General features: G+C 72.6%; 21 protein-coding genes. 9 read left to right on the plus strand and 12 right to left on the minus strand.

Annotation, left to right across the window (positions count from 1 at the left end):
- Positions 1-168: 168 nt before the first annotated feature.
- Positions 169-1209 (minus strand): zinc-dependent alcohol dehydrogenase family protein, encoded by a 1041-nt coding sequence (locus ACWCXH_RS29370; RefSeq protein WP_449804507.1) that lies wholly within the window; start codon positions 1207-1209, stop codon positions 169-171.
- A 492-nt stretch (positions 1210-1701) separates the two neighbouring features.
- On the opposite strand from ACWCXH_RS29370, the gene ACWCXH_RS29375 reads away from it, so the two are divergent.
- The 4 genes from ACWCXH_RS29375 (at position 1702) to ACWCXH_RS29390 (ending at position 9248) form a co-directional block, all read left to right on the plus strand.
- Complete coding sequence (locus ACWCXH_RS29375; protein ID WP_449804508.1) at positions 1702-2073, plus strand: STAS domain-containing protein; 372 nt, start codon at positions 1702-1704, stop codon at positions 2071-2073.
- Between the two features lie 171 nt (positions 2074-2244).
- Positions 2245-6366: a HAMP domain-containing protein gene (locus ACWCXH_RS29380; RefSeq protein WP_449804509.1), complete on the plus strand. Its 4122-nt coding sequence runs from the start codon at positions 2245-2247 to the stop codon at positions 6364-6366.
- Positions 6363-8621 carry a SpoIIE family protein phosphatase gene (locus ACWCXH_RS29385; protein ID WP_449804510.1) on the plus strand — a complete coding sequence of 753 codons (2259 nt, stop codon included), beginning with the start codon at positions 6363-6365 and terminating at the stop codon, positions 8619-8621. The genes ACWCXH_RS29380 and ACWCXH_RS29385 overlap by 4 nt, the downstream gene beginning before the upstream one ends.
- A 201-nt stretch (positions 8622-8822) precedes the next feature.
- Positions 8823-9248, plus strand: a complete 426-nt coding sequence (locus tag ACWCXH_RS29390; RefSeq protein WP_449804511.1) for an ATP-binding protein — start codon at positions 8823-8825, stop codon at positions 9246-9248.
- A 225-nt stretch (positions 9249-9473) separates the two neighbouring features.
- Here ACWCXH_RS29390 and ACWCXH_RS29395 read toward each other — a convergent pair whose 3' ends face one another.
- Entirely contained in the window at positions 9474-9629 is a 156-nt protein-coding gene (locus tag ACWCXH_RS29395; RefSeq protein WP_449804570.1) for a DUF6131 family protein, read from the minus strand.
- A 109-nt stretch (positions 9630-9738) separates the two neighbouring features.
- Positions 9739-10005, minus strand: a complete 267-nt coding sequence (locus tag ACWCXH_RS29400) for a hypothetical protein (RefSeq protein ID WP_449804512.1) — start codon at positions 10003-10005, stop codon at positions 9739-9741.
- A gap of 429 nt (positions 10006-10434) precedes the next feature.
- On the opposite strand from ACWCXH_RS29400, the gene ACWCXH_RS29405 reads away from it, so the two are divergent.
- The gene (locus tag ACWCXH_RS29405; protein WP_449804513.1) at positions 10435-10689 is read left to right on the plus strand and encodes a hypothetical protein; all 255 of its coding nucleotides are present in this window, start codon (positions 10435-10437) and stop codon (positions 10687-10689) included.
- 235 nt (positions 10690-10924) lie between these two features.
- Positions 10925-11269: a hypothetical protein gene (locus tag ACWCXH_RS29410; protein ID WP_449804514.1), complete on the plus strand. Its 345-nt coding sequence runs from the start codon at positions 10925-10927 to the stop codon at positions 11267-11269.
- A 276-nt stretch (positions 11270-11545) separates the two neighbouring features.
- On the opposite strand, the gene ACWCXH_RS29415 is transcribed toward ACWCXH_RS29410, so the two are convergent.
- The 5 genes from ACWCXH_RS29415 to ACWCXH_RS29435 all read right to left on the minus strand — a co-directional run bounded on the left by ACWCXH_RS29415 (position 11546) and on the right by ACWCXH_RS29435 (position 17744).
- Positions 11546-13258 (minus strand): putative Ig domain-containing protein, encoded by a 1713-nt coding sequence (locus ACWCXH_RS29415; protein ID WP_449804515.1) that lies wholly within the window; start codon positions 13256-13258, stop codon positions 11546-11548.
- Positions 13259-13458: 200 nt separating this feature from the next.
- Positions 13459-14037, minus strand: a complete 579-nt coding sequence (locus tag ACWCXH_RS29420) for a TetR/AcrR family transcriptional regulator (RefSeq protein ID WP_449804516.1) — start codon at positions 14035-14037, stop codon at positions 13459-13461.
- Entirely contained in the window at positions 14030-15016 is a 987-nt protein-coding gene (locus ACWCXH_RS29425) for an NADP-dependent oxidoreductase (RefSeq protein WP_449804517.1), read from the minus strand. Before ACWCXH_RS29425 ends, ACWCXH_RS29420 begins: the two co-directional genes overlap by 8 nt.
- The gene (locus tag ACWCXH_RS29430) at positions 15013-15465 is read right to left on the minus strand and encodes a nuclear transport factor 2 family protein (RefSeq protein ID WP_449804518.1); all 453 of its coding nucleotides are present in this window, start codon (positions 15463-15465) and stop codon (positions 15013-15015) included. The genes ACWCXH_RS29425 and ACWCXH_RS29430 overlap by 4 nt, the downstream gene beginning before the upstream one ends.
- A 449-nt stretch (positions 15466-15914) precedes the next feature.
- Positions 15915-17744: a glycoside hydrolase family 15 protein gene (locus tag ACWCXH_RS29435; RefSeq protein ID WP_449804519.1), complete on the minus strand. Its 1830-nt coding sequence runs from the start codon at positions 17742-17744 to the stop codon at positions 15915-15917.
- Positions 17745-18373: 629 nt separating this feature from the next.
- Between ACWCXH_RS29435 and ACWCXH_RS29440 the strand changes: the two genes are divergently transcribed.
- Positions 18374-19036: a hypothetical protein gene (locus tag ACWCXH_RS29440; protein ID WP_449804520.1), complete on the plus strand. Its 663-nt coding sequence runs from the start codon at positions 18374-18376 to the stop codon at positions 19034-19036.
- A gap of 327 nt (positions 19037-19363) precedes the next feature.
- Here the strand turns inward: ACWCXH_RS29440 and ACWCXH_RS29445 are convergent, their stop codons facing one another.
- Together ACWCXH_RS29445 and ACWCXH_RS29450 are read right to left on the minus strand one after the other, a co-directional pair.
- Positions 19364-19786, minus strand: coding sequence for an SsgA family sporulation/cell division regulator (locus ACWCXH_RS29445; protein WP_449804521.1), 423 nt, complete (start codon positions 19784-19786; stop codon positions 19364-19366).
- 358 nt (positions 19787-20144) lie between these two features.
- Positions 20145-20312, minus strand: coding sequence for a hydrophobic protein (locus ACWCXH_RS29450; protein ID WP_449804522.1), 168 nt, complete (start codon positions 20310-20312; stop codon positions 20145-20147).
- Positions 20313-20454: 142 nt separating this feature from the next.
- Here ACWCXH_RS29450 and ACWCXH_RS29455 point away from each other — a divergent pair, with 142 nt between their 5' ends.
- Both ACWCXH_RS29455 and ACWCXH_RS29460 read left to right on the plus strand, forming a co-directional pair.
- A complete protein-coding gene (locus ACWCXH_RS29455) occupies positions 20455-20925 on the plus strand; it encodes a helix-turn-helix transcriptional regulator (protein WP_449804523.1) in 471 nt (156 codons plus the stop codon).
- Between the two features lie 65 nt (positions 20926-20990).
- A complete protein-coding gene (locus tag ACWCXH_RS29460; protein ID WP_449804524.1) occupies positions 20991-21542 on the plus strand; it encodes a YceI family protein in 552 nt (183 codons plus the stop codon).
- Positions 21543-21606: 64 nt separating this feature from the next.
- Here ACWCXH_RS29460 and ACWCXH_RS29465 read toward each other — a convergent pair whose 3' ends face one another.
- Positions 21607-22944 carry an NRAMP family divalent metal transporter gene (locus ACWCXH_RS29465; RefSeq protein ID WP_449804525.1) on the minus strand — a complete coding sequence of 446 codons (1338 nt, stop codon included), beginning with the start codon at positions 22942-22944 and terminating at the stop codon, positions 21607-21609.
- Positions 22941-24308: a magnesium transporter MgtE N-terminal domain-containing protein gene (locus ACWCXH_RS29470; RefSeq protein WP_449804526.1), complete on the minus strand. Its 1368-nt coding sequence runs from the start codon at positions 24306-24308 to the stop codon at positions 22941-22943. Before ACWCXH_RS29470 ends, ACWCXH_RS29465 begins: the two co-directional genes overlap by 4 nt.
- Between the last annotated feature and the right edge of the window lie 233 nt (positions 24309-24541).

The following is a 24541-nucleotide window of genomic DNA, read 5'->3' on the forward strand; positions in this document are numbered from 1 at the left end:
CGACATCTCGAAGCGTGGAGAACGGCCGCCTCCGCTGTCTCGGGAAGAACCGCAGATCAGCAGGTCGGGTGACCTGCGAGGTTAAACGTCAAGCTGAGCTTGTCGGCCGACTCCACGGACCACCGGCCGTGGCCGCGCCGGCGCTGCCGGTGTGCGGGCCGCCCGCGACTACTCCGCGACCAGCACCGCCACCCCCGTCACGCGGTCCGCGGCGAGGTCCGCGAGTGCCGAGTTCGCCTCGCGCAGGGGGTAGCGGCGGACGTGCACCGCCGGGCGGGCGCGGGCGGCCTCCGTCAGGTACGCCTGTCCGTCGGCCCGGGTGTTGGCGGTGACGCTGCGCAGCGTGCGCTCCTGGAAGAGGTGCCGCTGGTAGTCGAGCGCGGGGATGTCGCTGAGGTGGATGCCCGCCACCGCGAGCGTGCCGCCGCGGTCCAGCGCCGCGAGGGCGACCGGCACCAGTTCGCCGGCCGGGGCGAAGAGGATGGCGGCGTCCAGCGGCTCCGGTGGCGGGTCGTACGAGTCGCCGGCGAAGCCGGCCCCGAGCTCCAGCGCCAGCCGCCGCGCGTCCTCGCCCCGCGTGAACACGTGCACCCGGGCTCCCCGGGCGAGGGCGAGTTGGGCGGTCAGGTGCGCGGACGCGCCGAAGCCGTAGATGCCCAGGAGCCCGCCCGCCGGCAGTTCGGCCCGCTCCAGGGCCCGGTAGCCGATGATCCCGGCACACAGCAGCGGGGCGAGCTCCTCGGCGGGCGGGCCCTCGGGCAGCCGGTAGGCGAACCGGGCGTCCGCCGTCACGTGCCCGGCGTAGCCGCCGTGCCGGTCCCAGCCGGTGTAGCGCGAATCCGGGCAGAGGTTCTCCCGTCCGGTCCGGCAGTAGGCGCAGTCGCCGCACGTGCGGGCCAGCCAGGCCACCCCGGCCCGGTCCCCGACCGAGAACCCATCGACGGCGGGACCGGCCGCCCGAACGCGCCCGACCACCTCGTGCCCCGGTGTGCACCTCGCCAGCCTGGGCGCGAGGTCCCCCTCCGCGAGGTGCAGGTCGGTGCGGCACACCCCGCACGCCTCCACCTCCACCAGGATCTCCCGCGGCCCGGGGGCGGACAGGGTGCGCCGCTCCCACACCAACGGCGCCGGGCTTGCCGTGCCGACGGGACCCGGGTGCGCCACTACCCAGGCCTCGGTTTCCCGCGGTACCCGTCGTGCTGTGTTCACCGTGACCTCCTGCGCGCCGGCCGGGTTTCCCCGGGTCCGGGACGCCCGGCCGGCGGGTTGGTGGCTGCGGGCCGTGTCCGTTCGGCCAGGAGGTCCGCGCTCCTGGCCAGGGTGCCCAAGCGGCTCGGTGGTCGGCGGACAGGGTGGCCGTGACCACCGGTCGTACCTCGATCATGCCCTCGACGGCGCAGGGCCGCTCGACCACGTTGCCGAAGTCGGCGCAGAGCCTGCGACCGTGGCCGGAAGTCGTGGGGCCTGCGCGTCCGTGAGGACGTTTCCGGCCTCTCGTATCGGAAAGTCGCGCTGCGGGGGCTTCGTCAGGGAGGAGGAACGTCGTGTCCCCGAAGGGGTTCCCGATCACGCCCTGGAACGGCTGCGCGACCGGGACGTCGGGCACGTCTTCGGACACCCGGGCGATGGCATCAACGGGCTGCTCTCGGCCCGGGCCGGGTGCGATCCATCTGCTGCACGGCACGAAAGGAGCCCGAAGTCATGACACACCACCCGCCGAAGCCCCCGAACGGCGCTGTTGACCAGGCAGGGGGGGTCACCGTGCACGCCGAGCCCTGGGCCGAGGGCATCGTCGTCGCCGTGTACGGCGACCTCGACCTCGACTCTCTCGCAGCCCTGCGTGCCGCCCTGGATCCGGCACTGTCCGTGCCCGGCACCGTGGTCGTGATCGACTGCGCCGGGCTGGAGTTCTGCGACTCGACCGGACTGAACGCCCTGCTCCGCGCCCAGGCCCGTGCGGTGCCCGACGGGAGCCGGATCGAACTGGCCCGGCCGCGGCCGCTGATCCTGCGGATGCTCGAACTCACCGGCGCCGTCGACGCCTTCCCCATCCGCGACACCGTGCCCGGATGAGGAGCCCCCACGGCGGCCTGCTCGCCCGGTCGCCGGGCCGAGCACCCGTCCTGCCTGTCACCCTCTGCCGTCCGGTGGCACAGTGGGAGCAGGGCGGCTCCCGCCGCCCTCGGGGCCGGGGTGGCCCGTCGGCGCACTCCGACCGTGCGGCCGATCCGGACGGTGGAACGCATGGACGAGCACCCCGTGACCGGCGCGCAGCCGGCGGACCCGGCCGAGCAGGCGCTTCGGCCACTCCTCGCCGGGCTGACCGCCGTGCGCGACGGGGACTTCCGCATCCGCCTCACCCCCGAGGGGCCCGGTGTCCTCGGGGAGATCGCCACGGTCTTCAACGGCATGGCCGACCAGCTCGCCCGCCTGACCTCCGAGGTGACCCGGGTGGCCCGGGAGGTCGGTACCGACGGGCGGCTCGGCGGCCAGGCGCAGGTGCCGGACGCGACCGGGACGTGGCTGGACCTCACCGAGTCGGTGAACGCGATGGCCGGCAACCTGACCTGGCAGGTGCGCAACATCGCCCAGGTGACCACGGCGGTGGCCCGCGGCGACCTCACCCAGAAGATCGAGGTGGACGCGCGCGGGGAGATCCTGGAGCTCAAGAACACCGTCAACACGATGGTGGACCAGCTGTCGGCGTTCGCGGACGAGGTGACGCGGGTGGCCCGGGAGGTCGGCACCGAGGGGCGGCTCGGGGGCCAGGCCCGGGTCGAGGGCGTCGCCGGGACGTGGCGCGACCTGACCGACTCGGTGAACTTCATGGCGGGCAACCTCACCGCCCAGGTGCGCAACATCGCCCAGGTCGCCACGGCCGTCGCCGAGGGCGACCTGACCCGCAAGATCGACGTGGCTGCGCGCGGGGAGATCCTGGAGCTGAAGACGACCATCAACACGATGGTGGACCAGCTGTCGGCGTTCGCGGACGAGGTGACCCGGGTGGCCCGGGAGGTCGGCACCGAAGGGCGCCTGGGCGGCCAGGCGGACGTGCGGGACGTGTCCGGGACGTGGCGCGACCTCACGGACTCGGTGAACTTCATGGCGGACAACCTCACCGCCCAGGTCCGGTCGATCGCCGAGGTGACGACGGCCGTCGCCGAGGGCGACCTGACCCAGAAGATCCGGGTCGACGCGCGCGGCGAGATCCTGGAGCTGAAGACGACCATCAACACGATGGTGGACCAGCTGTCGGCGTTCGCGGACGAGGTGACCCGGGTGGCCCGGGAGGTCGGCACCGCCGGGAACCTCGGCGGGCAGGCCACCGTCCGGGGCGTCTCCGGCACCTGGAAGGACCTCACCGACAATGTCAACGTGATGGCCTCCAACCTCACCGGCCAGGTCCGCTCGATGTCCGAGGTGGCGACCGCCGTCGCGCGGGGCGACCTGTCCAGGAAGATCACCGTGGAGGCCAAGGGCGAGGTCGCGGCCCTCGCGGCCGCGATCAACACCATGGTCGACACGCTGTCGGCGTTCGCGGACGAGGTGACCCGGGTCGCGCGCGAGGTCGGCACCGAGGGCATCCTCGGCGGGCAGGCCACCGTCCGGGGCGTCTCCGGCACCTGGAAGGCCCTCACCGACAACGTCAACTTCATGGCGCACAACCTCACCAGCCAGGTGCGCAACATCGCCCAGGTCACCACCGCCGTCGCCGAGGGCGACCTCACCCGCAAGATCGACGTCGACGCGCGCGGCGAGATCCTGGAGCTGAAGACCACCATCAACACGATGGTCGACCAGCTGGGTTCCTTCGCCGACGAGGTGACGCGGGTCGCGCGGGAGGTCGGCACCGAGGGGCGCCTGGGCGGCCAGGCCCGCGTCGAGGGCGTCTCCGGCACCTGGAAGCGGCTCACCGAGAACGTCAACGAACTGGCCGGCAACCTCACCCGGCAGGTCCGGGCGATCGCCGAGGTCACCAGCGCCGTCGCGGCCGGCGACCTCACCCGCTCGATCAGCGTCGACGCCTCCGGCGAGGTCGCCGACCTCAAGGACAACATCAACGCCATGGTCGAGTCCCTGCGCGAGACCGTTCGGGCCAACCAGGAGCAGGACTGGCTGAAGACCAACCTGGCCCACTTCTCCGCCGCCATCCAGGGCCGCCGGGACATCCGGGCCGTCGCCGAGATGATCACCGACGAGCTGACGCCGCTGGTCGGTGCGCAGTACGGCTCCTTCTTCCTCGCCGAGGAGCACGACGGCGGCACCGAGCTGGCCCTGATCAGCGCCTACGGCCGCCCGGTGGACGAACTCGCGGACCGGCGGCTGAAGTTGGGCGAATCCCTAGTCGGTCAGGCCGCCCGCAGCCGGCAGATCATCACCGTCGACGACCTGCCGCCCGGCTACGCCACCATCGCCTCCGGCGTGGGCGCCACCGACGCCCGCTCACTCGTCGTGCTGCCCATCGCGCTGGAGGAATGGCTGATCGGCGTCATGGAGTTCGCCTCCGTCCACCCGTTCACCCAGGTCCACCGCGACTTCCTGGAGCGGTTCGCCGAGGCCTGCGGCGTCAACATCGGCACCCTGCTCGCCAATGCCCGCACCGACGAACTGCTCGGCGAGTCCCAGCGGCTCACCGCAGAACTCCAGGCCCGCTCCGACGAGTTGCAGGAAGGGCAGGAGGAACTGCGGCGCTTCAACGCGGAGTTGGAGGAACAGGCCGCCCTGCTCGCCCAGCGCAACCGTGACATCGAGGCCAAGAACCTGGAGATCGAACAGGCCCGCCAGGAACTGGAGGAACGCGCAAGGCAGTTGAGCCTCGCCTCGATGTACAAGTCCGAGTTCCTGGCCAACATGAGCCACGAACTGCGCACCCCGCTCAACAGCCTCCTCATCCTCGCCCAGTTGCTCGCCCAGAACGCCACCGGCAACCTCACCCCCAAGCAGGTCGAGTACGCCGGCGTCATCCACTCCGCCGGCACCGACCTGCTCCAGCTCATCAACGACATCCTCGACCTCTCCAAGGTCGAAGCCGGCAAGATGGAACTGACCCCCGAACCCTTCGCCGTACGGGAGTTGCTGGAGTACGTCGAATCCACCTTCAAGCCCCTCGCCGACCAGAAGGGCCTCGCCTTCGAAATCGCCGTCGACCGCGCCGTCCCGGACCGGCTCGTCACCGACCAGGCACGGCTGCGCCAGGTGCTGCGCAACCTCCTCTCCAACGCCGTCAAGTTCACCGACGCCGGCCGGGTCGACCTGCGCATCGAGCCCGCCGAGGGCCCCGGCCTGCCCCCCGAACTCGGCCGGACGGAACGGATGGTGGCCTTCCACGTCGAGGACACCGGGATCGGTATCGAACCCGCCCACCTGGAGAGCATCTTCGGCGCCTTCCAGCAGGCCGACGGCACCACCAGCCGGCGCTACGGCGGCACCGGCCTCGGCCTGTCGATCAGCCGCGAGCTCGCCCGGCTGCTCGGCGGCACCCTCACCGTCCGCTCCATCACCGGAGCGGGCAGCCGCTTCACCCTCTACCTGCCCCTCGACCGGCCGGCGCGGCCGGACGGCGCACCGGAACCCGAGCCGCACGTCCTGGTGGTCGAGCCCGCCCCGCCCGCGCTGCTCACCCTCCTCACCCGCGCCGCCGTGGCCGCCCTCGGCGACCCGGCACCGCCCGTACGGGTGAGCAGTGCCGGGGACGGCGCGGCACTGCGGGACGCCCTGGCGAACGGCCCCTACCGCTGCGTCGTGCTCGACCTCGCCGCCTGCGGCGACCTCGCGCCCGCCCTGCTGGACGGCCTCGCGGACGGCACCCCCGTCCTCGGGTACCACGGCGGCGGCGGTCCGTCGGAGACCGCGTTCGGGGGCCTCGAACTCGCCCGCGGGCTGGACAACCTCCGGCAGCGCGTCATCAACCTGCTGGGCGGCCCCCACCACGCCGCCTCGGCCGTCGAGCCGCGGCCCGGACCGGCGGCCGCGCCCCCGGACGACACCCTCGTCGGTCGGACCGTCCTGATCGTCGACGACGACGTCCGCAACGTCTTCGCGCTCGCCGCCGCCCTGGAACAACACGGTCTGACCGTCCTGCACGCCGCTGAGGGCCGCGCCGGGCTCGACCTGCTGCACGCCCACCCCGAGACCGACCTGGTCATGATGGACGTGATGATGCCCGGACTCGACGGCTACGCCACGATCGCCGCCATCCGCGCCGACGACCGTTTCGCCCGCCTGCCGGTCGTCGCCGTCACGGCCAAGGCGATGCCCGGGGACCAGGACAAGAGCCTGGCCGCCGGCGCCGACGACCACGTCTCCAAGCCCGTTGACGTCCCTGACCTGCTCGACCGGCTGCGCCACTGGCTGGACACGCCATGACCGCCGGGCACGAGCACCCGGACCCCACCGCCAGGGCCCTCGCCGAAACCGTCCGCCGGCTCCAGGACGCGGCCGACCGGGGCCGGGACGAGGCCCGCACCCGCGCCGTCGTCGACCTCGCCACCGGCATCCTCAGCGAACGGCTCGGCATCCTCCCGGCCGAGGCCGCCGTCCACCTCGCCCGGCTCGCCGGGGAGGCGGGCGTGCCGGTCGCGGCACTGGCCGCCGACATCGCAGGGCTGCCCGAGGCCGGGCCCGCCACACCCGCCGCGCCCCTGAACGTCACCGCGGCCGTCATTCCCGCGCTCGCCACCGTTCCCGACCTCCAACGCGGCGCCGAAACCGTGCTGGACCAGGCGGGCGGGACGCTCGGCGCCCGTGCCGTCGCCGTCTGGCAGCGGCTGCCCGGCGGCGCGCTCGCCCTCGCCGCGCACGCCGGGCTGTCCGCCGCCGAGGCCGCCGCCTGGAGCCGGGTTCCTCCCGGTGTGACCACCCCGGCGCACCGGGTCGTCGCAGGGGAGGGCGACCTGTGGCCCGGCGATCCGGGGACGGCGGACCCCTCGGTCGGTGCCGGCTCGGCACGGGCCGTCCTCGCGCTGCACGACGCGGGCCGCCGCCGGGGCGCACTCGAAGTCCTGTGGCCGGAGCCCGCCCCCGTGCTCGGCGGGCCCCAGCGCCGTCAACTCGGCACGATCGCCGACCTCTTCGCGACCCTCCTCACCGATGAGTACCCTCCCGCACCGGCCGACGACACCGCCGTGCTCCTGGAGGGACTGCTCGGCTCCGCGCTGCTGCTGGAGCCCGTCCTCCGGGACGGACAGCTCGTGGACTTCACGCTGCTGCGGGTCAACGCGCGCTTCCGCGACCCGCTCGGCCGCCCCCGCGAGGCGCTGGAAGGCACCTCGCTGCTGGAGACGTACCCGGTCGCCTGCGCCACCGGCCTCTTCGAGCGGCTCCTGCAGGTGCACGGGACGGGCACCCCGCTGCCCGCCGAGCGCGTGGCGCTGGACTTCCAGCAGGGCGGGTCCGCCATCCCGGCCACCATGCTGCTCGCGATCGCCCCGCTCGGCGGGCGGCTGCTGGTCGAGTGGCAGCAGGAGCCCGAATGGGCCGACGAGGCCGAGCAGGCCGCCCTGCTGCACCAGGCGCAGCGGCTCGCCGGGGTGGCCGGGTTCGAGGAGCGGCCGGCCGGCGGCCGGGTCCGCTGGAGCGACGGACTGCGCGAGCTCTTCGGGCTGCCGCCCGAGGCCGACCCCGTCCCGCTGGAGCAGCTCGCCCGACACGCCCACCCGGACGACGCGCCCGCCGTGCGGCGCCTGCTGGACACCGTCCGGCACCGCCACCGGACGGCGGCTGCGGTCGTCCGGCTGACCCGCCCGGACGGCACCCACCGCTACACCCGGGTGGTCGCCGAGCCCGTCCTGGACGACAAGGGCAGGCTCATCGCCGTCCGCGGTGCCTACCACGACGTCTCCGTCCAGCGCCGCACGGAGGTCGCGCTCGGCGCCACCCGGGAGCGCCTGGCCGACAGCGAGCAGGAGTCGGCCGAACGCGAGCAGCTGGCCCTGCGGCTCCAGCAGGCCATCCTGCCCGCCGCGCCGCCCCCGCTCGGGGCCACCGGTCTGCACGCCGCCGTCCGCTACCGTCCGGCCGCCCAGCGCGATCGGGTGGGCGGGGACTGGTACGACGTCCTGCCACTGCCCGACAAGTGCGTGCTGCTCGCGGTCGGGGACGTGGCCGGGCACGGCGTCGGCGCGGCCACCGGCATGGTCGCCCTGCGGCACGCGCTGCGCGGGCTCGCCGTCACCGGCGCCGGGCCCGGCCGACTACTGGAGTGGGTCAACACCGTGGCCCTGCGCGAGCCCGGCCAGGTCACCGCCACGGTGGTCTGCGTCCTGCTGGACCCGGCGGCCGGCGAGCTGCGCTGGGCCAGGGCCGGCCACCTGCCGCCGATCCGGCTCGGCCGGGACGGCGCCGAGATCCTGCCGCTGCCGCACGGTGTGCTGCTCGGCGCCCTGGAGGACGCGCAGTACGAGGAGCACACCGCCCGGCTGGCCCCGGGCGACGTCCTGCTGCTCTACACCGACGGCCTGGTCGAGCGCCGGGACCGCCCGGTCGAGGAGTCCGTCGACCAGCTGCTCCAGGCCGCCGGAGCCCCAGGCCCGGACCTGGAGCAGTACCTGGACCGCCTGCTGGAGCTCAGCCCGGCCGACACCGACGACGACACCTGCCTGGTCGCCGTCCAGGTCGAGTGAGGCCCGCACCGCGTTGCGTGAACCCGGTTCGCCGGGTGCCGTTCGCGGTCCGCCGGCGCGACGCGGACGGCCCGGTTCCCCGTCGCGGAGCGTTAGGGCCGGGCCAGCCCGGGTAGGCGCGATGCTGTGGGGGGCGACCGGCCCGGGGCCGACGATGACGGACGCCCGGAAGACGGGGGAGGACGAGGGAGGATCAACCGCATGAACGGGGCCCGGATCCCCTCGACGCGTCCCGCCCCCACGGAGCTGTCGGCGCGGTGGTTGGCACTGGCGGCCAGGCCCGGGGCCGTCGCCGAGGCGCGTGCTTTCACCAGCGACTTCCTGGCCGACGTGACCGATCCGATCGCGGTCGCCGACGCCGTGTTGCTGGTCTCCGAGCTCGTCGGGAACGTCAGGCGGCACACCCGCGGGGCAGGGGTGCTGCTGCTGATCCGTACGCCCGGTCTGCTGCGGATCGAGGTCAGCGACTCCAGCCCGCATCCGCCGCGGCCGCGGCCGCCGCACGGTCCGAGCGAGTCGGGGGGCCTCGGGCTGCTCCTGCTGGGCCGGCTCGCCCTGCAGTGGGGATGGCGGCGACTGGCGACGGGCAAGACGGTCTGGTGCGACCTGCGGCTGCCCGTCAGCTGACCGGCGCCCGCGGGCTGCCCGTCAGCTGACCGGCGCCCGCGCACGGCGGGCCGATGCGTCGGCCCGCCGGATTCGTTGCGTCGTTGCGTCGGCCGGATCGTTGAATCGTCGTGTCGGCCCGCCGGATCGTGATGAGTCGCCCCGAGTCCGCGGCAGGCGCTCGCGCGGGACATGCCTGGACGGACCGGCTTGAGGCCGAGCGCGGTGCCGGTCACCTGCGTCCGATCACCAGTAGTGGGGTCGGCCCCCGACGGCGTGTCCCACGCTCCCGAGGACCCACAGGATGAGTCCGATGACGGCGAGGATGATTCCGATTGTCCACAGGATGCCGATGCCGGTGACGAAACCGACGATCAGCAGGATGACTCCGAGGACGATCATGGTGGCCTCCTTCACGGTGCGATCCTTTGTCCGGCGTCTGCCCGGACAGCCGCAGGTAAACCACCGGAAGAGCCCGCTTCGGAATCGGGCCGGGCACACTGGCACGTGGTCACAGCGCGTGCAGGGCCCGCTCGCATTCCTGGCACCGCTGGTCGGCCAGTGGGGGCGGGTACCAGGGCTCGCCGGGCCGGGTCGGCCGGTAGTGCGTGTGCTCCATGGGGCCGGTTTCCACCCCGCACAGCGTGTAAGGCTGCGGGTCCTCGGGCACGTCGGGATCGGCCCCGGCGGCGTGGACCGCGATCACGGCGGGTTCAACACCCTCCGCACCGATGGCGCCCTCGGGCTCCAGTTCGAAGAGCACGATGATCGATCCCATGCACCGAGCCTGGGATACCGCCGACGGGCCCACACCCGGAAGTGGGCCGTTCGGGGCGAGAACAACTCGTCCGTCCCTGGGCTTCTCGGGTGCATGAAGCCCGGGACGCAGCAGTGGACCTCGCCAGGCGTCGGGGATCGGTGCTGATGGGGGCGCCGCCGTCCTCGGCGTCGGTGACGTGGCCGAGCCTGGCGCGGTCGTCGCCTTCCGAGGGTGCGAGACGGGTCATGAGCCGGTCGCCGATGGCGCCGTGCCGGTATTTCTCGCCCGGCGGGGGCCGGATCGCGCCTGCGGACGGCCGCGAGGATCGCATCCGGCGAAGCCTGGTGGCATGCTCTGATGATCGCACTTCGTAGACGACGGGAGTCCGCTGATGGTTGTGCCGCCCGTGCGGGACAGGGACCCGGGCGGGTTGTGGTGAGGGGCTGGGTGGTCGGGGCAGTCGGCGAACCGGGCGGGCCGGAGCGGTTGCTGGTGGTGCTCGTCGACGGTCGGAGGCTGGTCACCGGGGAGCTTTCCGGTCAGGAGCGGGCGGAGCTGGGGGCACCGGTCGCCGGGCGGCTTCGGGAGCCGCATCCGGGTGCGCGGTCGATGGTGCGCTGGCTGCATCCGGTGCTGGCCGTGGTCGTCGAGCTGGAGTCGGGCCGGGTGAGCCGGATCGCGTTGGCCGCGTCGAGTGCGTGATTCACCGGTGGTGGACCCGCGGTCGTGTTCCGATCTGCCGCCGCGGCGCGAAGCGCCGTCAGCCCGGGGCCGCGGCGCTGTCGGCGTGGCGGGGGAGCGCTGCGGGCCGGGGCAGGCGGGCGGTGAGCCGACGTTCACCCGATCGCCCGGCGTCCACCGTGCGGGGGCCTTGCCGGACCGCGCCCGGTAGGTGCGCCCGGGGGCGGGTGGCGGCGGGTGGACGTAGGTTGCGGTCATGACCAGTGACGAGACGACGATCCCGGCCGTCGGGGTGCGCCCGCTGGACGAGGTGTTCGACGCGATCGAGGCGGCCAACCAACGCCCGCAGCCGTGGACCGGCTTCGACCACGGACTCCTGGGCGCCTACCGGTGGGCCGCCGGGGCCCAGGTCGCGGCGCCCGTCACCGCTGCCGCCGCACTCGGGGCCGCCGGGCCCTGCCGGGCACAGCTGCTGGCCGAGTGCCAGGCCGCTGCCGTCCGCCTGCGCGATGTCCTGGCGGCGAGTACGGACGCCGCGTACGCGCTCGGCGCCTACCAGGCGCTGGCCTGGCTCTGCGGACACCACGAAGACCGTCCCTGACCAGCACCCCCCAGGACGGCGGCCAGCCCGCCCCGCGACGCCGGCCGCACTGTCCGCCCGCCAAGGACCGGCAAGGAGGCGACGACCCGTGTCGCCGATTCCCTCCTGGACCGGCTGGTCAACACCGGCCACCAGGTCGTGATGAACAGCCCCGGTTACCGTCGACACTCGGCAGGAGGACGAAACCGCCCTGCTGCCGGAGCGGGCGGTTCCAGGTTCAGATGACACGCACGCCGGTTGACCTCCCCCGCGCGGGGGAGGTCAACCGGCGTTGGTTCACGCCACGTTGACGGCGGTGTCGTCGAGGACGAAGGAGGTCTGCTTGGTGTAGTCCTCGGAGCCGGTGAACTTGAGGGTCACCGTCTTGCCGGCGTAGGCGGACAGGTCGAAGCTGTGCTGCTGGTAGCCGGTGGCCGCGTTGACGTTGGAGTAGGTCGCCAGGGCGGTGCCGTTCGCGGTCACGGCCAGCGTGTCGAAGGCGGTGGTAGCGCTCGCGGCGGTGTCGATGTGCAGCCAGAAGCTGAAGGTGTAGGTGCCGCAGCCGGCCGGCAGGGTCACCGTCTGGGAGAGCGTGTCGGTGTTGGTGGTGCCGTACCCGTCGAGCCAGGCGTCGTACGTGCCGGAGTGCGGCGGCTCGTTGGAGCTGCTGTTGATGGTGCTGGTGCCGCTGGTGTTGGTCTCCGTCCAGCCGGCCGTCGAACCGGCCTCGAAGCCGGGGTTGGTGAGCAACTGGGCCGCGGTGCAGCTGCCGCTGCCGGCGGGCTGGACGGTCCAGGTGAAGGTGACGGAGGAGGACGGCCCGGTGGAGTCGGTCGCGGTGGCCGTCACGGAGTAGGTCCCGGCCGTGGTCGGGGTGCCGCTGATCAGGCCGGTCGTGGTGTTGACGCTCAGGCCGGCGGGCAGGCCGGACGCGGCGTAGCTCAGGCTGCCGCCGGCGGTGTCGGTGGCGGAGAGCTGGAGGCTGGTGGCGGTTGCGGCGGTGGCCGTGCGGGCGCCGGGGTTGGTGAGGGTGACGCTGCCGGTGGTGGTGCCGCCGCTGCCGGCGGCGAGCCAGGCGGTGGCGTTGAGGCCGAGCGCGGCGTCGGTGCCGGCCGGGTCGTTCCAGCCGTCGTAGACGGTCTTGCCGGGTTCGCCCGTGCCGTCGTCGATGGCCGAGCTGTCGCCCCAGAGGGCGACCCGGCCCTTGCCGAAGGTGCTGGTGGCGAAGAAGGCGCCGGTGGTGCCCGAGGAGCCGGTGCGGTAGACGATGCCCTTGACGGAGGGGTTGTCGGCGGGCTTCAGGGTGAAGGTGGTGCCGTTGCGGATGATGCTGCCGGTGACGGTGCCGAAGGGGCCGTGCAGGACGGGGTCGGTGGCGTCGTTGACGGCGGTCGGGTTGTCGGTCTGGATGTTGAGCAGGTCGACCGAGAGCCCGAACGGGTCGTTGCTGTTGACCGAGTTGGTGGTCATCAGGTCGTTGATGATGGCGGGGGAGTCCCAGCCGTCGTTGTTGCGGTCGCTGCCGGTGTGGTCGGAGATCAGGAACAGCCCGCCGCCGTTCTTGACGAACGTCATGACCGCGGTCTTCTCGGCGTCGCTCAGCCGGACGTTCGGCTCGGGCAGGACGAACTCGTCGAAGTTGGCGAGGTCCAGCGCTCCGCCGGTGCCGTAGGTGATGGTGGAGCCGCTCGGCAGGGTCTTGAGGCTGTACTGGCCGGTCTTCTGGAGAGCGACGCCCCAGCTGGAGATGGCGCCGGTCCAGTCGGTCTCGGACTGCGGGTCGGCGTTCTCGCCGAGCGGGTCGGGCTGGCTGGTGCTGATGATCCAGTCCGCGTTGCCGGCGGTCTCCGCCTTGCTGTTGTCGAACAGGACGCGGTGCTGCGTGGTCGTGGCGGTGGACGTCACGGTTGCCGCGGCGGCCCGGTGGGGTGCGGCGCTCGCGCCGGCGAGCACAGTCAGGACGGCGGCGCCCAGGGCGAGCGGGCGGAGGGCATCAGTGCGTCTGAGCATGAGTCAATGTCCTTGTTCCGTGGGGGTGCAGGGGGCGGTGCTACGCGCGTAGGTGCGCGGGACACCGTCCCATGATGGGGTAAGCGGGGCTTGAACGGAACACGACTATTTGGAACATCACACCGCTACTCCTCCCGCGCTCCTCCCCGGCGGCGGACGATCCGGACAACTGCGGCACCGTCAGACCGCAGAAATTCCGGTCACACCGCCATCAGCCGGTGTGCGAGCTGGCGCAGGCGGGTGGCGGGGCCGCCGGACGGGTAGATCCCGCCGACGGCGAATGCGCCGACGATGGCGACGTGAAGCTGGTCGGCCAGGAGGGCGCTGTCGGCGACGTCGAGGCGCTGTGTGAGTTCGTGGAGTCTGCGGCCGAGCTCCCGCTCGTGCTGGAGGCAGCGCCGGCGGATGTCGGCCTTGTCCGCGTCGAACTCCGCGGCGGTGTTGACGAACGCACAACCCCGGTAGCCGTCCCGGGTGGCGAGCTCCTCGATCCAGGCGAGCTGGGCCTCCAGTTCGGCCCGTGGATCACCGGGGTGTGCGGCGGCCCGAGCGTCCCATCGCTGCCAGAAGTCGTCATCGCGCCGCTGGAGGACGGCGAGGATCAGGTCGTCCTTGCTGGGAAACCATCGGTACAGGCTGGCCTTCGCCATGCCGGAGCGGCGCACGACTTCGTCGACGCCGACCGCGTGCGTGCCGTTCTCGTAGAAGAGCCGAGCCGCCGTGTCGACCAGATGGTCGCGCACGGCGATCCCGCGCAACTGCTTGGGTTTGTCAGTCACGGTCGAGTTCCTCGGTGTGCATCACGATGGCGGCCTTGCCGAAGCCACGTCGATCCGACACCCACTGTTGTGCCTCAGCCGCATGGGCCAGCTCGTACTCGGCGCCGATGACGACCCGGAGTCGGCCGGCGTCGACGAGGGACGCGATGGCACCGAGTCCTTGGGGATCGGGCTCGACGAGGCACGAGGCGACGCGGATCCCGCGGTCGGCTGCATCGGCGGTGTGCGTGGGGATCGACCAGGCGGTCGCGAGGGCGATCGACCCGCCGGGGGTGACGCGGTCGAAGAGCGAACGGCCGAGTTCACCGCCGACGAGATCGATGACGGCGTCGAACGGCCCCGTCGAGGCGATCCGTTCGGGCTCGGTGTAGTCCACGCACGTGTGAGCTCCCAGGGCGAGGAGCGTCGCGTGGTGACCCGGCCGCGCGAGCGCGACGACCTCGGCACCCCGGGCGGTGGCGACCTGAACGGCGAGGTGCCCGACCCCGCCCGACGCTCCGCTGACCAGGACCCGATCGCCCGGCCCGACGTGCGCGGCGTCGAGCATCTGCCCCGCGGTCAGCGCCGCCATGGGCAGGCACCCGGCCTCGTTGAACGAAGCCGAGGCCGGCATCGCCACGACCTGGTGGGCGGGGACGGTCATGTACTCGGCGTACGTGCCGGCGGGGTAGGGGAACCAGGCGAGCCCGAAGACCCGGTCGCCGACCGCGTGGCGGGTGACGCCGTACCCCACGGCATCGACGACACCGGCGACATCCCAGCCGGGAACGAACGGCAGCCGCATCGACTGCTCGTAACCGGCCTTCCGACCGGTATGCATGTCAATGGGGTTCACGCTGGTGGCGCGGACCCGGATCCTCACCTCGCCGGCCATCGGCTCGGGCCGATCGACCCGTGCGATCCGCAGCGGCGAGCCCCACTCGACGTGCTGCGCCGCCCTCATGGTCGCGGTGCCGGGTCGGCGAGCTCCGACGATCATGACCCCACCACGAGGTCGGTCGCCGCGACGCCGCACTGCCGTGCGAGGGCCGCGACATCGAAGTGGAAGCTCTCCCACAGCACTTGGCCCTCCCGGAAGTGGAAGAGGATGAACGCGTTCAGCCGGGCCGACTCGCCGTTGGGTACGGCGCCGCCGGCGGTGAACGCCGGCGTGAGGCTGATGTGCCCCCAGCAGCACAGCGTTTGCCCGTCCAGTGCGTAGCCGTCCAGGTCCACCCGGTAGTCCGGCGCGAAGGCGAACCAGTTCTCCAGGGCCTTCGTGATCGCGGGCCCCTCGTGGCGCGAGCCGAGGGTGGGTGACTCCAGCACGGCTTCAGGGTGGTAGATCGCCATGGCGGCCTGGACATCCTGGCGGCTCTTGACGGTGGCCAGCCGCCGGACGATGTCGATCGCGCATTCTCGCGTCATCGGTTCCTCAAGCGTCGCCACGGGTGTCTCCTGGCGAGGTAACACGACGGATCGGTCTTCATTCATGCGGCCCTTTCTAATCGAGACAGATCTGTCTCGTCAATGGTGGGGCCTGGCAGTCCACTCCGCATCGGAACCGACGGGTGGTCACCGGCCGGTGCCGGGCTGCCGACCGTCTCGTGCGGCGCCGCTGTCGGCGCACCCGCGCGCATGACGTTCGCACATGGAGCCTGTGGCGAACCGTTGTTGGACTGCCGAACAGGGCGCTTCACGGCCTGACGGTCACGAGGGATCCGCGCTCGGCGCCCGCGACGGGCCCTCGGGCCGACCGTCGGTCGTGAGCGGAATGGACACCGCCCACTGCGGGGACGGCGTCATCATCGAGCTCTGCACCCTCGACACCGAGGTCCGCTCACCGTCCTGACCGCGTGGGCTGTTCCTCGCCCCGCCCTCTGGACGGCGCTGCCGCGTCAGCCGAGCGCGCGGTCGAGGTTGAAGGCGGCGCTGATCAGCGAGAGGTGGGTGAAGGCCTGGGGGAAGTTGCCGAGCTGTTCGCCGGTGGGGCCGATCTCCTCGGCGAACAGACCGAGGTGGTTGGCGTAGGTGAGCATCTTCTCGAAGGCGAGCCGGGCCTCCTCCAGCCGGCCCGCGCGGGCCAGTGCCTCCACGTACCAGAAGGAGCAGATCGAGAAGGTGCCCTCCGAGCCGCGCAGGCCGTCCGGGCTGGTGGTCGGGTCGTAGCGGTAGACCAGCGAGTCGGAGACCAGGTCCGTGGTGAGCGCGTCCAGGGTGGAGAGCCACTTGGGGTCGGTGGGCGAGATGAACTTGGCCATCGGCATCATCAGCAGCGAGGCGTCCAGCTCACCGTCGTCCAGGGACTGGACGAACGCCCCCCGCTCGGCCGACCAGCCGCGCTGCATGATCTGCCGGTAGATCGCGTCACGGGACTGCCGCCAGCGGGGCAGGTCGGCCGGCAGGCCACGGCGGTTGGCCATCCGGATCGCCCGCTCCAGCGCCACCCAGCACATCAGCCGCGAGTACACGAAGTTCCTGCGGCCCGCACGGGTCTCCCAGATTCCCTCGTCGGGCTGGTCCCAGTGCTCGCAGAGCCAGTCCGCCACCGCGCCGATGTCCTCCCAGCCCTCGCTGCTGATCGGCTGCCCCCACTTGTCGTACAGGTAGATGGAGTCGATCATGGCTCCGTAGATGTCCAGCTGGAGCTGGCCGGTGGCGGCGTTGCCGACCCGCACCGGTGCGGAGCCCAGGTGGCCCTCCAGGTGCGGCAGCTCGTACTCGGGCAGCTCGCAGCGCCCGTCGATGCCGTACATGATCTGCAGCGGGCCGGTCGCCGTGGTGCTGCGCATGCGCTCGCAGAGGAACCCCATGAACGCCTCGGCCTCCGAGGTGAAGCCGAGGCGCAGCAGGGCGTAGACGCAGAAGGCGGCGTCGCGGACCCACACGTACCGGTAGTCCCAGTTGCGCTCGCCGCCGACCTGCTCGGGCAGGCTGGTGGTGGGTGCGGCGACGATCGCGCCGGTCGGCGCGTAGGTGAGCAGCTTCAGGACCAGCGCGGAGCGGTGCACCATCTCCCTCCACCGCCCGTGGTAGCGCGACCCGGCCAGCCAGCGGCGCCAGAACCGGACGGTCGCCTCGAACTGTGCCTCCGCCTCGGCGCGCGGACACGACCGGGCCGGGATGTCGTCGCCCACTTGATCGAGGGCGAACACGACGGACTCGCCCTCAAGGAGCTTGAAGTGCGACCACACGTCCAGGCCGTCGCTCTCCAGGGGTGCGGTGGCGGTCAGCGCGAGCGTCAGGGACGGGGAGCGGAACACCGCCTCGTGCCCTTCGAGGTGCGTGGTGTGCGCTTCGGCGCCGTAGCCGAAGCGAGGGGCGATCCGCGCCCTGAACGGGAGGACTCCCCGGACGCAGATCACCCGCCGGATCAGCCGGTGCCGGGCCACCTCGGGGGCCTCGTCGACCACGGGCATGAAGTCCTGGATCTCCGCCACCCCGTCCGCGGCGAAGAACCGCGTGATCAGGACGTTCGTGTCGGGGAAGTAGAACTGCCGGCTGCGTGTCGGGACCTCGACGGCCAGCTCGAACGATCCGCCCCGGTCGGCGTCGAGGAGGGACCCGAACACACTGGGCGCATCGAAGCGCGGACAGCAGTACCAGTCGACGGTGCCGTTCGTGCCGACCAGGGCGGCCGTCCGCAGATCGCCGATCAGGCCGTGCTCGGAGATCGGTAGGTAGCGGCCGTTGTCCGCAGGCTCGAAACCAGTCGTGTCGAACGCCATGTCGGCCTCCTCGCCGCTGTTGTGCGGACCTGGAGATGAAGCGTTCCTTTCATGCTAGATCGCCATTGGCGCGGGGGTCGGCTCCCGACGAGGTGGGGCGGGACGGGGCCTCGGCCGGGAGAGCACGGACGGTGACCTCCGGGTGGAGATCATCGGTGAGGTGGCCACCGTCACTCGGCTCCCGAGGGAGGCAGCCGACACCCCTGTTTGCAGGCCGTGCCGCTGCCGTGGCGGAGCGTCAACGGTCAGCTGTCGCCATCGCCTCGCGAACGGTTCCGAGGCAGGGATCGCAGTACCGGTCCGGCATCGCCGGTCCGGAACCGTCCGTGGCCGGAACGACACGGTGGGACGGTTCGAGGAACCTCCCGCAGAGCGAAGCCGTCGTGTCGTCCTTGGCCACCACGTGCCACACCACGGCGGGCGGGGACACCGCCGGGTCGAACTCGGCCCACATCTCGTACACGGCAGAACCTCCGGATCGCTGGGGCGCGGTCGATCCATGTAAACCCGTGATGCTCCGATCGGCCACCCGGCCGGGTGCACCGGGATGGTTGCGGGGTGCGGCCGGGTCCTTCCCGGCCGCGCGCCTGCCCGCTCCGCTGCTCCCCGCGAGGAGGCCCCGGACGAGCATGGTGAAGGAGTCGGTCGACGTCGACGTGCCGCCGCACACCGTCTACAACCAGTGGTGGTCACCCCGTCGGGCCGTGCGGAGGACGGCCGGCGCGGACGGATCACTCCGAGTTGAGCCCCGGCTCGCCCGCGGTACGGCGGCCCCGGTCCCCGCGACCGGGGCCGCGCCGCGCCGCCCGTCCGAGGTCACCCGCACCGGCCCGATTGGCCCCGGGTGCACGGGGTACGCGCGCGGCATGGAGGACTACGGACCCCCGGCGGACGACCTGTCCGGCGGCATTTCCGAGACGCTCGACCTCTGCGATCTGTGCGGCCGGGCCGTTGCCCACGGCGACCTGCTCAGCGCGCTCGTGCCGGACTCGTCCGCGCTGCACGCCACCGACCCGGAGCTCGACGGCGAGCGGGTGCTGACGGCCTGCACCGTCGACCACCTGGCAGCCCTGACCGAGCAGTACCGCCACCGTCCGTTCGTCCCCGAGGAGCAGTGGGCCGGCAAGGTCTGCCGGGCGCTCGCCGACTATGACGACGCCGTCCCGCTCAGCATGGTCGCCGCGCTGAGCGGTCTTTCCGTGCGACAAGCCGCGCGAGGCGTCGAATGGCACAACGCCCGGGCCCGCGAATGGCGGGCGCGGTACGGAGATCCGGGTGACGACCGACAGTGAGGGACCGGCCATGAAGAAGGCCAAGCGTTACCGCCTTGTCGCGACCGGGCCCCGGGCGTTGTGCCCGGGGCGCCGGCCGTCCGCACCGGGGATGCTCCCGGCGTCGCGGAGCGACACGTCCACAGCTTCCCGGAGTCGCGGCCGCTGACCGCCTTCGAGGGCGGCCGGGGCCGAAAGCCCTTGTTCGGCCTTGCCGCGACGCGCCGTCCGCAGACCTTGCGTCAGATGCGCAGGTGCTCGGCAGCCTCCGAACATCGACGAAGTGTCCCGTTCCTTTGTGGTGGGGGCACGTTCACCTGCCGACGGTTCGCGCAGGGCCGCGTCGGCTCAGTCGGAGGCGAGGAGCCGGGCGAGGGCGGCGTCGATGTCGAGGTGGCCGGACTCCGAGCCCTCGGGCACCAGCGCGAAGGAGTCCGAGAGGAAGGCGGTGACGACGTCCTCGGGGGCGCTGAGCACGGCCTTGCCGGTAGGCCCCCGCAGGGTGATGAGGACCTCGCCCTCCGGCCCCGGGCGGACCTTCACGTCACCGTTCCCGGCGGGACCGTGGCGGCCCTCGTTCAGCAGCTCGCGGCTGAAGTACCAGCACACCCGGGTGTCGCGGTCCGTGCACGCGCACGGAGCCAGCGGGAATGCCAGGCACGCCGCGTACGGAAGGCTCGTGTCGAAGCGGAGTTCCGCGTCGACCGGGACGTCGGGCAGCGCACTGTCGGGGAACGTGACGGGCATCGGGCGGACCGTGGACATCTGCATCGAATCGGCCTCCTGCGATCGCAACGCACCACCCCGGGGCGGGGCGGTGTACGTGAAGGTGCCTACCCGGTGCGTCGACAGGCAGCCAGCAGGAGCGAAATCTCCACAACTCCCTTGCACGGCACGGTAATCGGAAGGCCAGCCGGTGGCGTCCTGGAGGCAGGCCCGGGCGAAGTGCGGCAGGTCGGCGAGCATCAGCGAGGTGAGGCCGGAACGGACCGGCCCGGTCGCCGGGCTGCCCGCCACCGGGCTCGTGGCCGCGCTCTCGGTGCGGCGCGGACCCGACGGGCCCGGTGGCGGGCAGTTCGGGCCGGGGCCGGTCACGGCCGGGCCCGGCGGGGAATATCACCGGCGGTGATCACCATCGGTACCAGCGGCCGCGGCCTCCGCCACTGCCCGAGGCGAACACGAAACCGAGGATCCAGATGACCAGGACGGCCAGCGCGATCCACCACAGGATGTGGATGGCGAAGCCGGCGCCGCCCAGGATGAGTGCCAGCAGCAGGACGAGGATGAGTAGCAGCATGGGACTTGCCCCCTCGTGGGGTAGCGGGACGTTCGGACCCCGCGTGTGCCCGGCCCGGGCCGTTCCATGCCCGGCTCGCACGAATTCGTTTTCGTGTATTTGGTGACGCCCTCAACGGAATGCCGAGACCTATGCTGGGTGGGTGGAGGAACAACCGTCGCCCGGGCGTCGCTGGACGTTCCTGACCAACCACGCTCGCGTGCTGGTGCAGATCGCCCGTGACCCCGGGATGAGGGTTCGCGACATCGCCGCGCGGTGCCTGCTGACCGAGCGCGCCGTCCAGCGGATCATCGTCGATCTCGAAGAGGCGGGATACCTCGCCCACCACCGGGTGGGCCGGGCCAACCAGTACCGCGTCATCGACGGCAAGCAACTGCGCCATCCCGCCGACAGCGGTCCGACCCTGGCGGAGCTGCTGGCCGTTCTGCTGCGCGGGCAGGGTGACTGCGCCGGACGAGCGGGCGCTCCGTCAGCACCCGCTGAGCGTCGGCGGTCAGCCGTCGGCCAAGGCGCGGTCGAGGAGGGGGAGCAGGCGCGCGCGGTTTCGACGGCCCCTCCACGGGGCCGGATCTTCCGCGCGTCCGGGCCGGAGGGCGGGCCGCAGAGGCCTTAGCGTGATCCGCGAACGACCCGGGCGGACCGTCTCCCGGGTCAGGGACCCACGGAGGCACACCGGTCATGAGCACCGAAATCGCCGAGCTCACCGGGGACTACGTCCTCGACCCCGCCCACAGCAGGATCGGCTTCGTGGCGCGCCACGCCATGGTGACGAAGGTCCGTGGTGCGTTCCACACGTTCGAGGGCACCGCCCACCTGGACGGTGCGGACCCGTCCCGCTCGACCGCGCAGGTGGTGATCAAGTCCGAGAGCATCGACACCGGCGTCGATCAGCGCGACCAGCACCTGCGCACCAACGACTTCCTGGACGCGCCGAACTTCCCCGACATCACCTTCCGCACCACCGCGGTGGAGGCGGCCGGCGGCGACTCCTACCGGGTCACCGGCGACCTCACCATCAAGGCGACCACCCGCCAGGTCACCATCGACTTCGAGTACACGGGCAACGCCGTCGACCCGTACGGCAATCTGCGGGTGGGCCTGGAGGGCTCGGTGACGATCAGCCGCAAGGACTTCGGCGTCACCTGGAACGCGGCTCTGGAGGGCGGCGGAGTCCTGGTGGGCGACAAGGTCGTGCTGGAGTTCGACGTCTCGGCGATCAAGCAGAAGTGACGGCCTCCTGAGACGCCAGCGGGCACGCCGACCGCGGTCGGCGTGCCCGGTGGGGCGGGTGGGTTCACCCGATGCCGAACCAGCCGAGAACGGTCTGGACCAGCAGGATCGTCGACATCGCGGCCACGCCGACCACCGCGACGGTGGCCACGACGCGGTAACGGGGGCTGTTGGCCGCGTCGCCGAGGACGGAGCGGCGGTTGGTGAGGACGAGGAGGTAGACCAGGACGATCGGGCTGATCAGGCCCTGGAGGACCTGGGTGCCGATCAGCAGCTGGATGAGGTCCACCGGGGTCAGCGCCACGATGGCGCCGAGCGCGATCTGCGCGGTGAACAGCCCGAGGAACAGCGGCGCGTCGCGGAAGCTGCGGGAGACCGAACGCTCGACGCCGGCGGCCTCGCCGATCGCGTAGCTGGCCGAGAGCGGCACCACGGCGCCGGCCAGGGCGGAGGCGCCGATCAGGCCGAAGGCGAACAGCAGCTCGGCGCCGTGCCCGGCGACCGGCTTGAGGGCCTCGGCGGCCTCGGCGGCGGACTCCAGCGGGCCGGTGCCGCCGATCGCGGAGGCGGTGGCGATGATGATCGTCAGGCTGATCACGCAGGCGAACACCGCTCCGAGCACGGCGTCGGCCCGGATCAGCTTGTAGTCGGCCGGTTTGGCGCCGCGGTCGACGACGCCGGCCGCCGCGTAGAACTGCATGTAGGGGCTGACGGTCGTGCCGATCAGCGCGACGGCCAGCAGGATGAAGTCCTTGCTGGGCTCCAGGTGCGGGACGACCAGGTGCTCGCCGACCTGACCCCAGTCAGGGTGGCCCATGATCATGGCGACGGGGTAGGCGAAGAACGCCAGCGACATCACCAGGAAGATGCGCTCGGCCCACTTGTACGAGCCGAACAGCACCAGCGACCACAGCAGGACGGCGGCCGGCGGGATGACCGCCCACTTGGGCACGCCGAGCAGCTCGAAGGCGGCGCCGATCCCGGCGAACTCGCTGACGACCAGGCCGGTGTTGGCGAGCAGCAGGCAGAAGACGGCGAGGGCGGTGAGGCGGAGGCTGAACTGCTCGCGGATGAGCGCGCCCAGGCCCTTGCCGGTGTGGGCGCCGAGCCGGACGGCCATCTCCTGCACCATCACCAGGGCGATGGTGACCAGCACCATGAAGAACAGCGTGCCGTAGGTGAACTGGGAGCCGGCGCTGGCGTACGTGGCGATGCCGGCGGCGTCGTTGCCGGCGTTGGCGGCGACCAGGCCGGGGCCCGCCACCATCGCGACGGCGGCGAGCCGGCGCAGGCCCTTTCGGCGCCCGGGCCCGGGCGCGGACGTCCCGGGGTCGGACGGCGACGGCGCCGACGTGGCCGCCGGGGGGCCGGCGTCCGGGCGGGTGTCGAGGTCGCGGGTCACTTGAGGAGCCTCCGGAAGTGCAGGCGCCCGCGCTCGGGCAGCAGCGAGTCGAGGATGTCGTCGGCCAGGACCCGGCCGAGGGGGCGGTCGGTGTCGTCGACCACGAGCAGGGAGGTGGCCCGGGCCGCGACCAGGTGGTGGGCGGCCTCGGCGAGACGGGTGTCCGGCCGGACGGTCACGGGCGGGCCGAACTGGGCCCGCCAGGCGACCAGGTCGGCGACCACGGTGGTGTCCTCGGCGACGGTGAGGTCGAACAGCGGGATGTCGCCGACCAGCACGCCGTCGTCGTCGAGGACGGTCACCGCGTCGAGGTCGGTGCGGTGCTCGGCCTGCGCGGCCAGCTCCGCCCGTACCTGGGCGACGGTGTCCGCGCGGCCGGCGGTGACCAGCAGGGTGGTCATCGCGCCGCCGGCGGTGCCCTCGCGGTGGGTGAGCAGGGAGCGCAGCTCGGCCGCCTCGGGCTCGGGCATCCGGGCCAGCAGGTTCTCGCGCTCGCCCGGCTTGAGGTCGCGCAGGGCGTCGGCGGCCTCGTCGGGCTCCATCTCGTCGACCAGGCGGGCGGCGTGCTCGGGTGGCGCCTCGCGCAGGAGGTTCTCCAGCTCGGCGGGCTCCATCTCCTCCAGCGCGTCCGCCGCGTGCTCGGGCTCCAGCCAGCCCAGCAGCTGCTGGCGCTCGTGGCGGCCGAGGTCCTCCAGGATGTCGGCGAGGTCGGCCGGGCGCAGCCGGTGCAGCGCGGAGCGGGAGGCGCGCAGCCGCACCTCGGCGGGGCCGTGGGTGGCCTGCTCGCCGAACGGGGCTATCGACTGCCAGTCCAGGACGCTGTCCGGGGTCGGGCGGACCTGCCAGCGGCGGGGGCCGAGCCGGCGCAGCAGGGTGGGGAGCGAGACGTCGACACCGACCAGGACGGTGCGGGCGGCCAGCGGGGCGAGGTAGAGGTCGGCGGCGCGGGTGACCTGGACGCCGTCGACGTCGACGAGCTGGTGGTCCATCACGTCGCGGGCGAGCAGCACCTCGCCGGGCCTGCGGTTGAAGTCGCGCAGGTCGACGCGGGAGGTGCGCAGCCGGACCTGGCCGGTGAGGATCCGGTCGACGGCGTCGGCGGCGATGAAGGCGCGGCGGCGGCCTATGCGGATGATCAGGCCGGTGACGGGCGGGTAGGGCTCCGGTCCGTAGAGGCGGGCGACCACGTCGACGACGCGGCCCACCTCCTCGCCGGCCTGGTTGGCGACCGGGCCGCCGACCAGCCCGGCGAGGGAGACGAGTGAGGACCGGACGGCCTTGGTGACGGTGGTGCGGCGCTCGGCGGCGTCGGTGCGGTCGCGAAGACGCGCCGTGGCGGACGAGAACAGCGTGGTGGAAGCCACGGAGAAGACCCCCTCGCCCCGGCAGGACGGGGCATCGGGCCGCCCGGTGGCATGCCATCGCCAACCCTGACCGCGGGGCCGGCTCCGGGCACGCGCCGGGGCCTCCCACGCCACGGGGGACGGGAGGGCGGAGCGCAGCGGACCGGTGTCGGTCAGGGAAGGAAGGGGCGCCTCGGGCGGCAGGAGAACGGCGAGGACGACACGGGGAAAGGCCGACTATGGCCAGGACTTCC

This window comes from Kitasatospora sp. NPDC001660, from assembly GCF_053596725.1.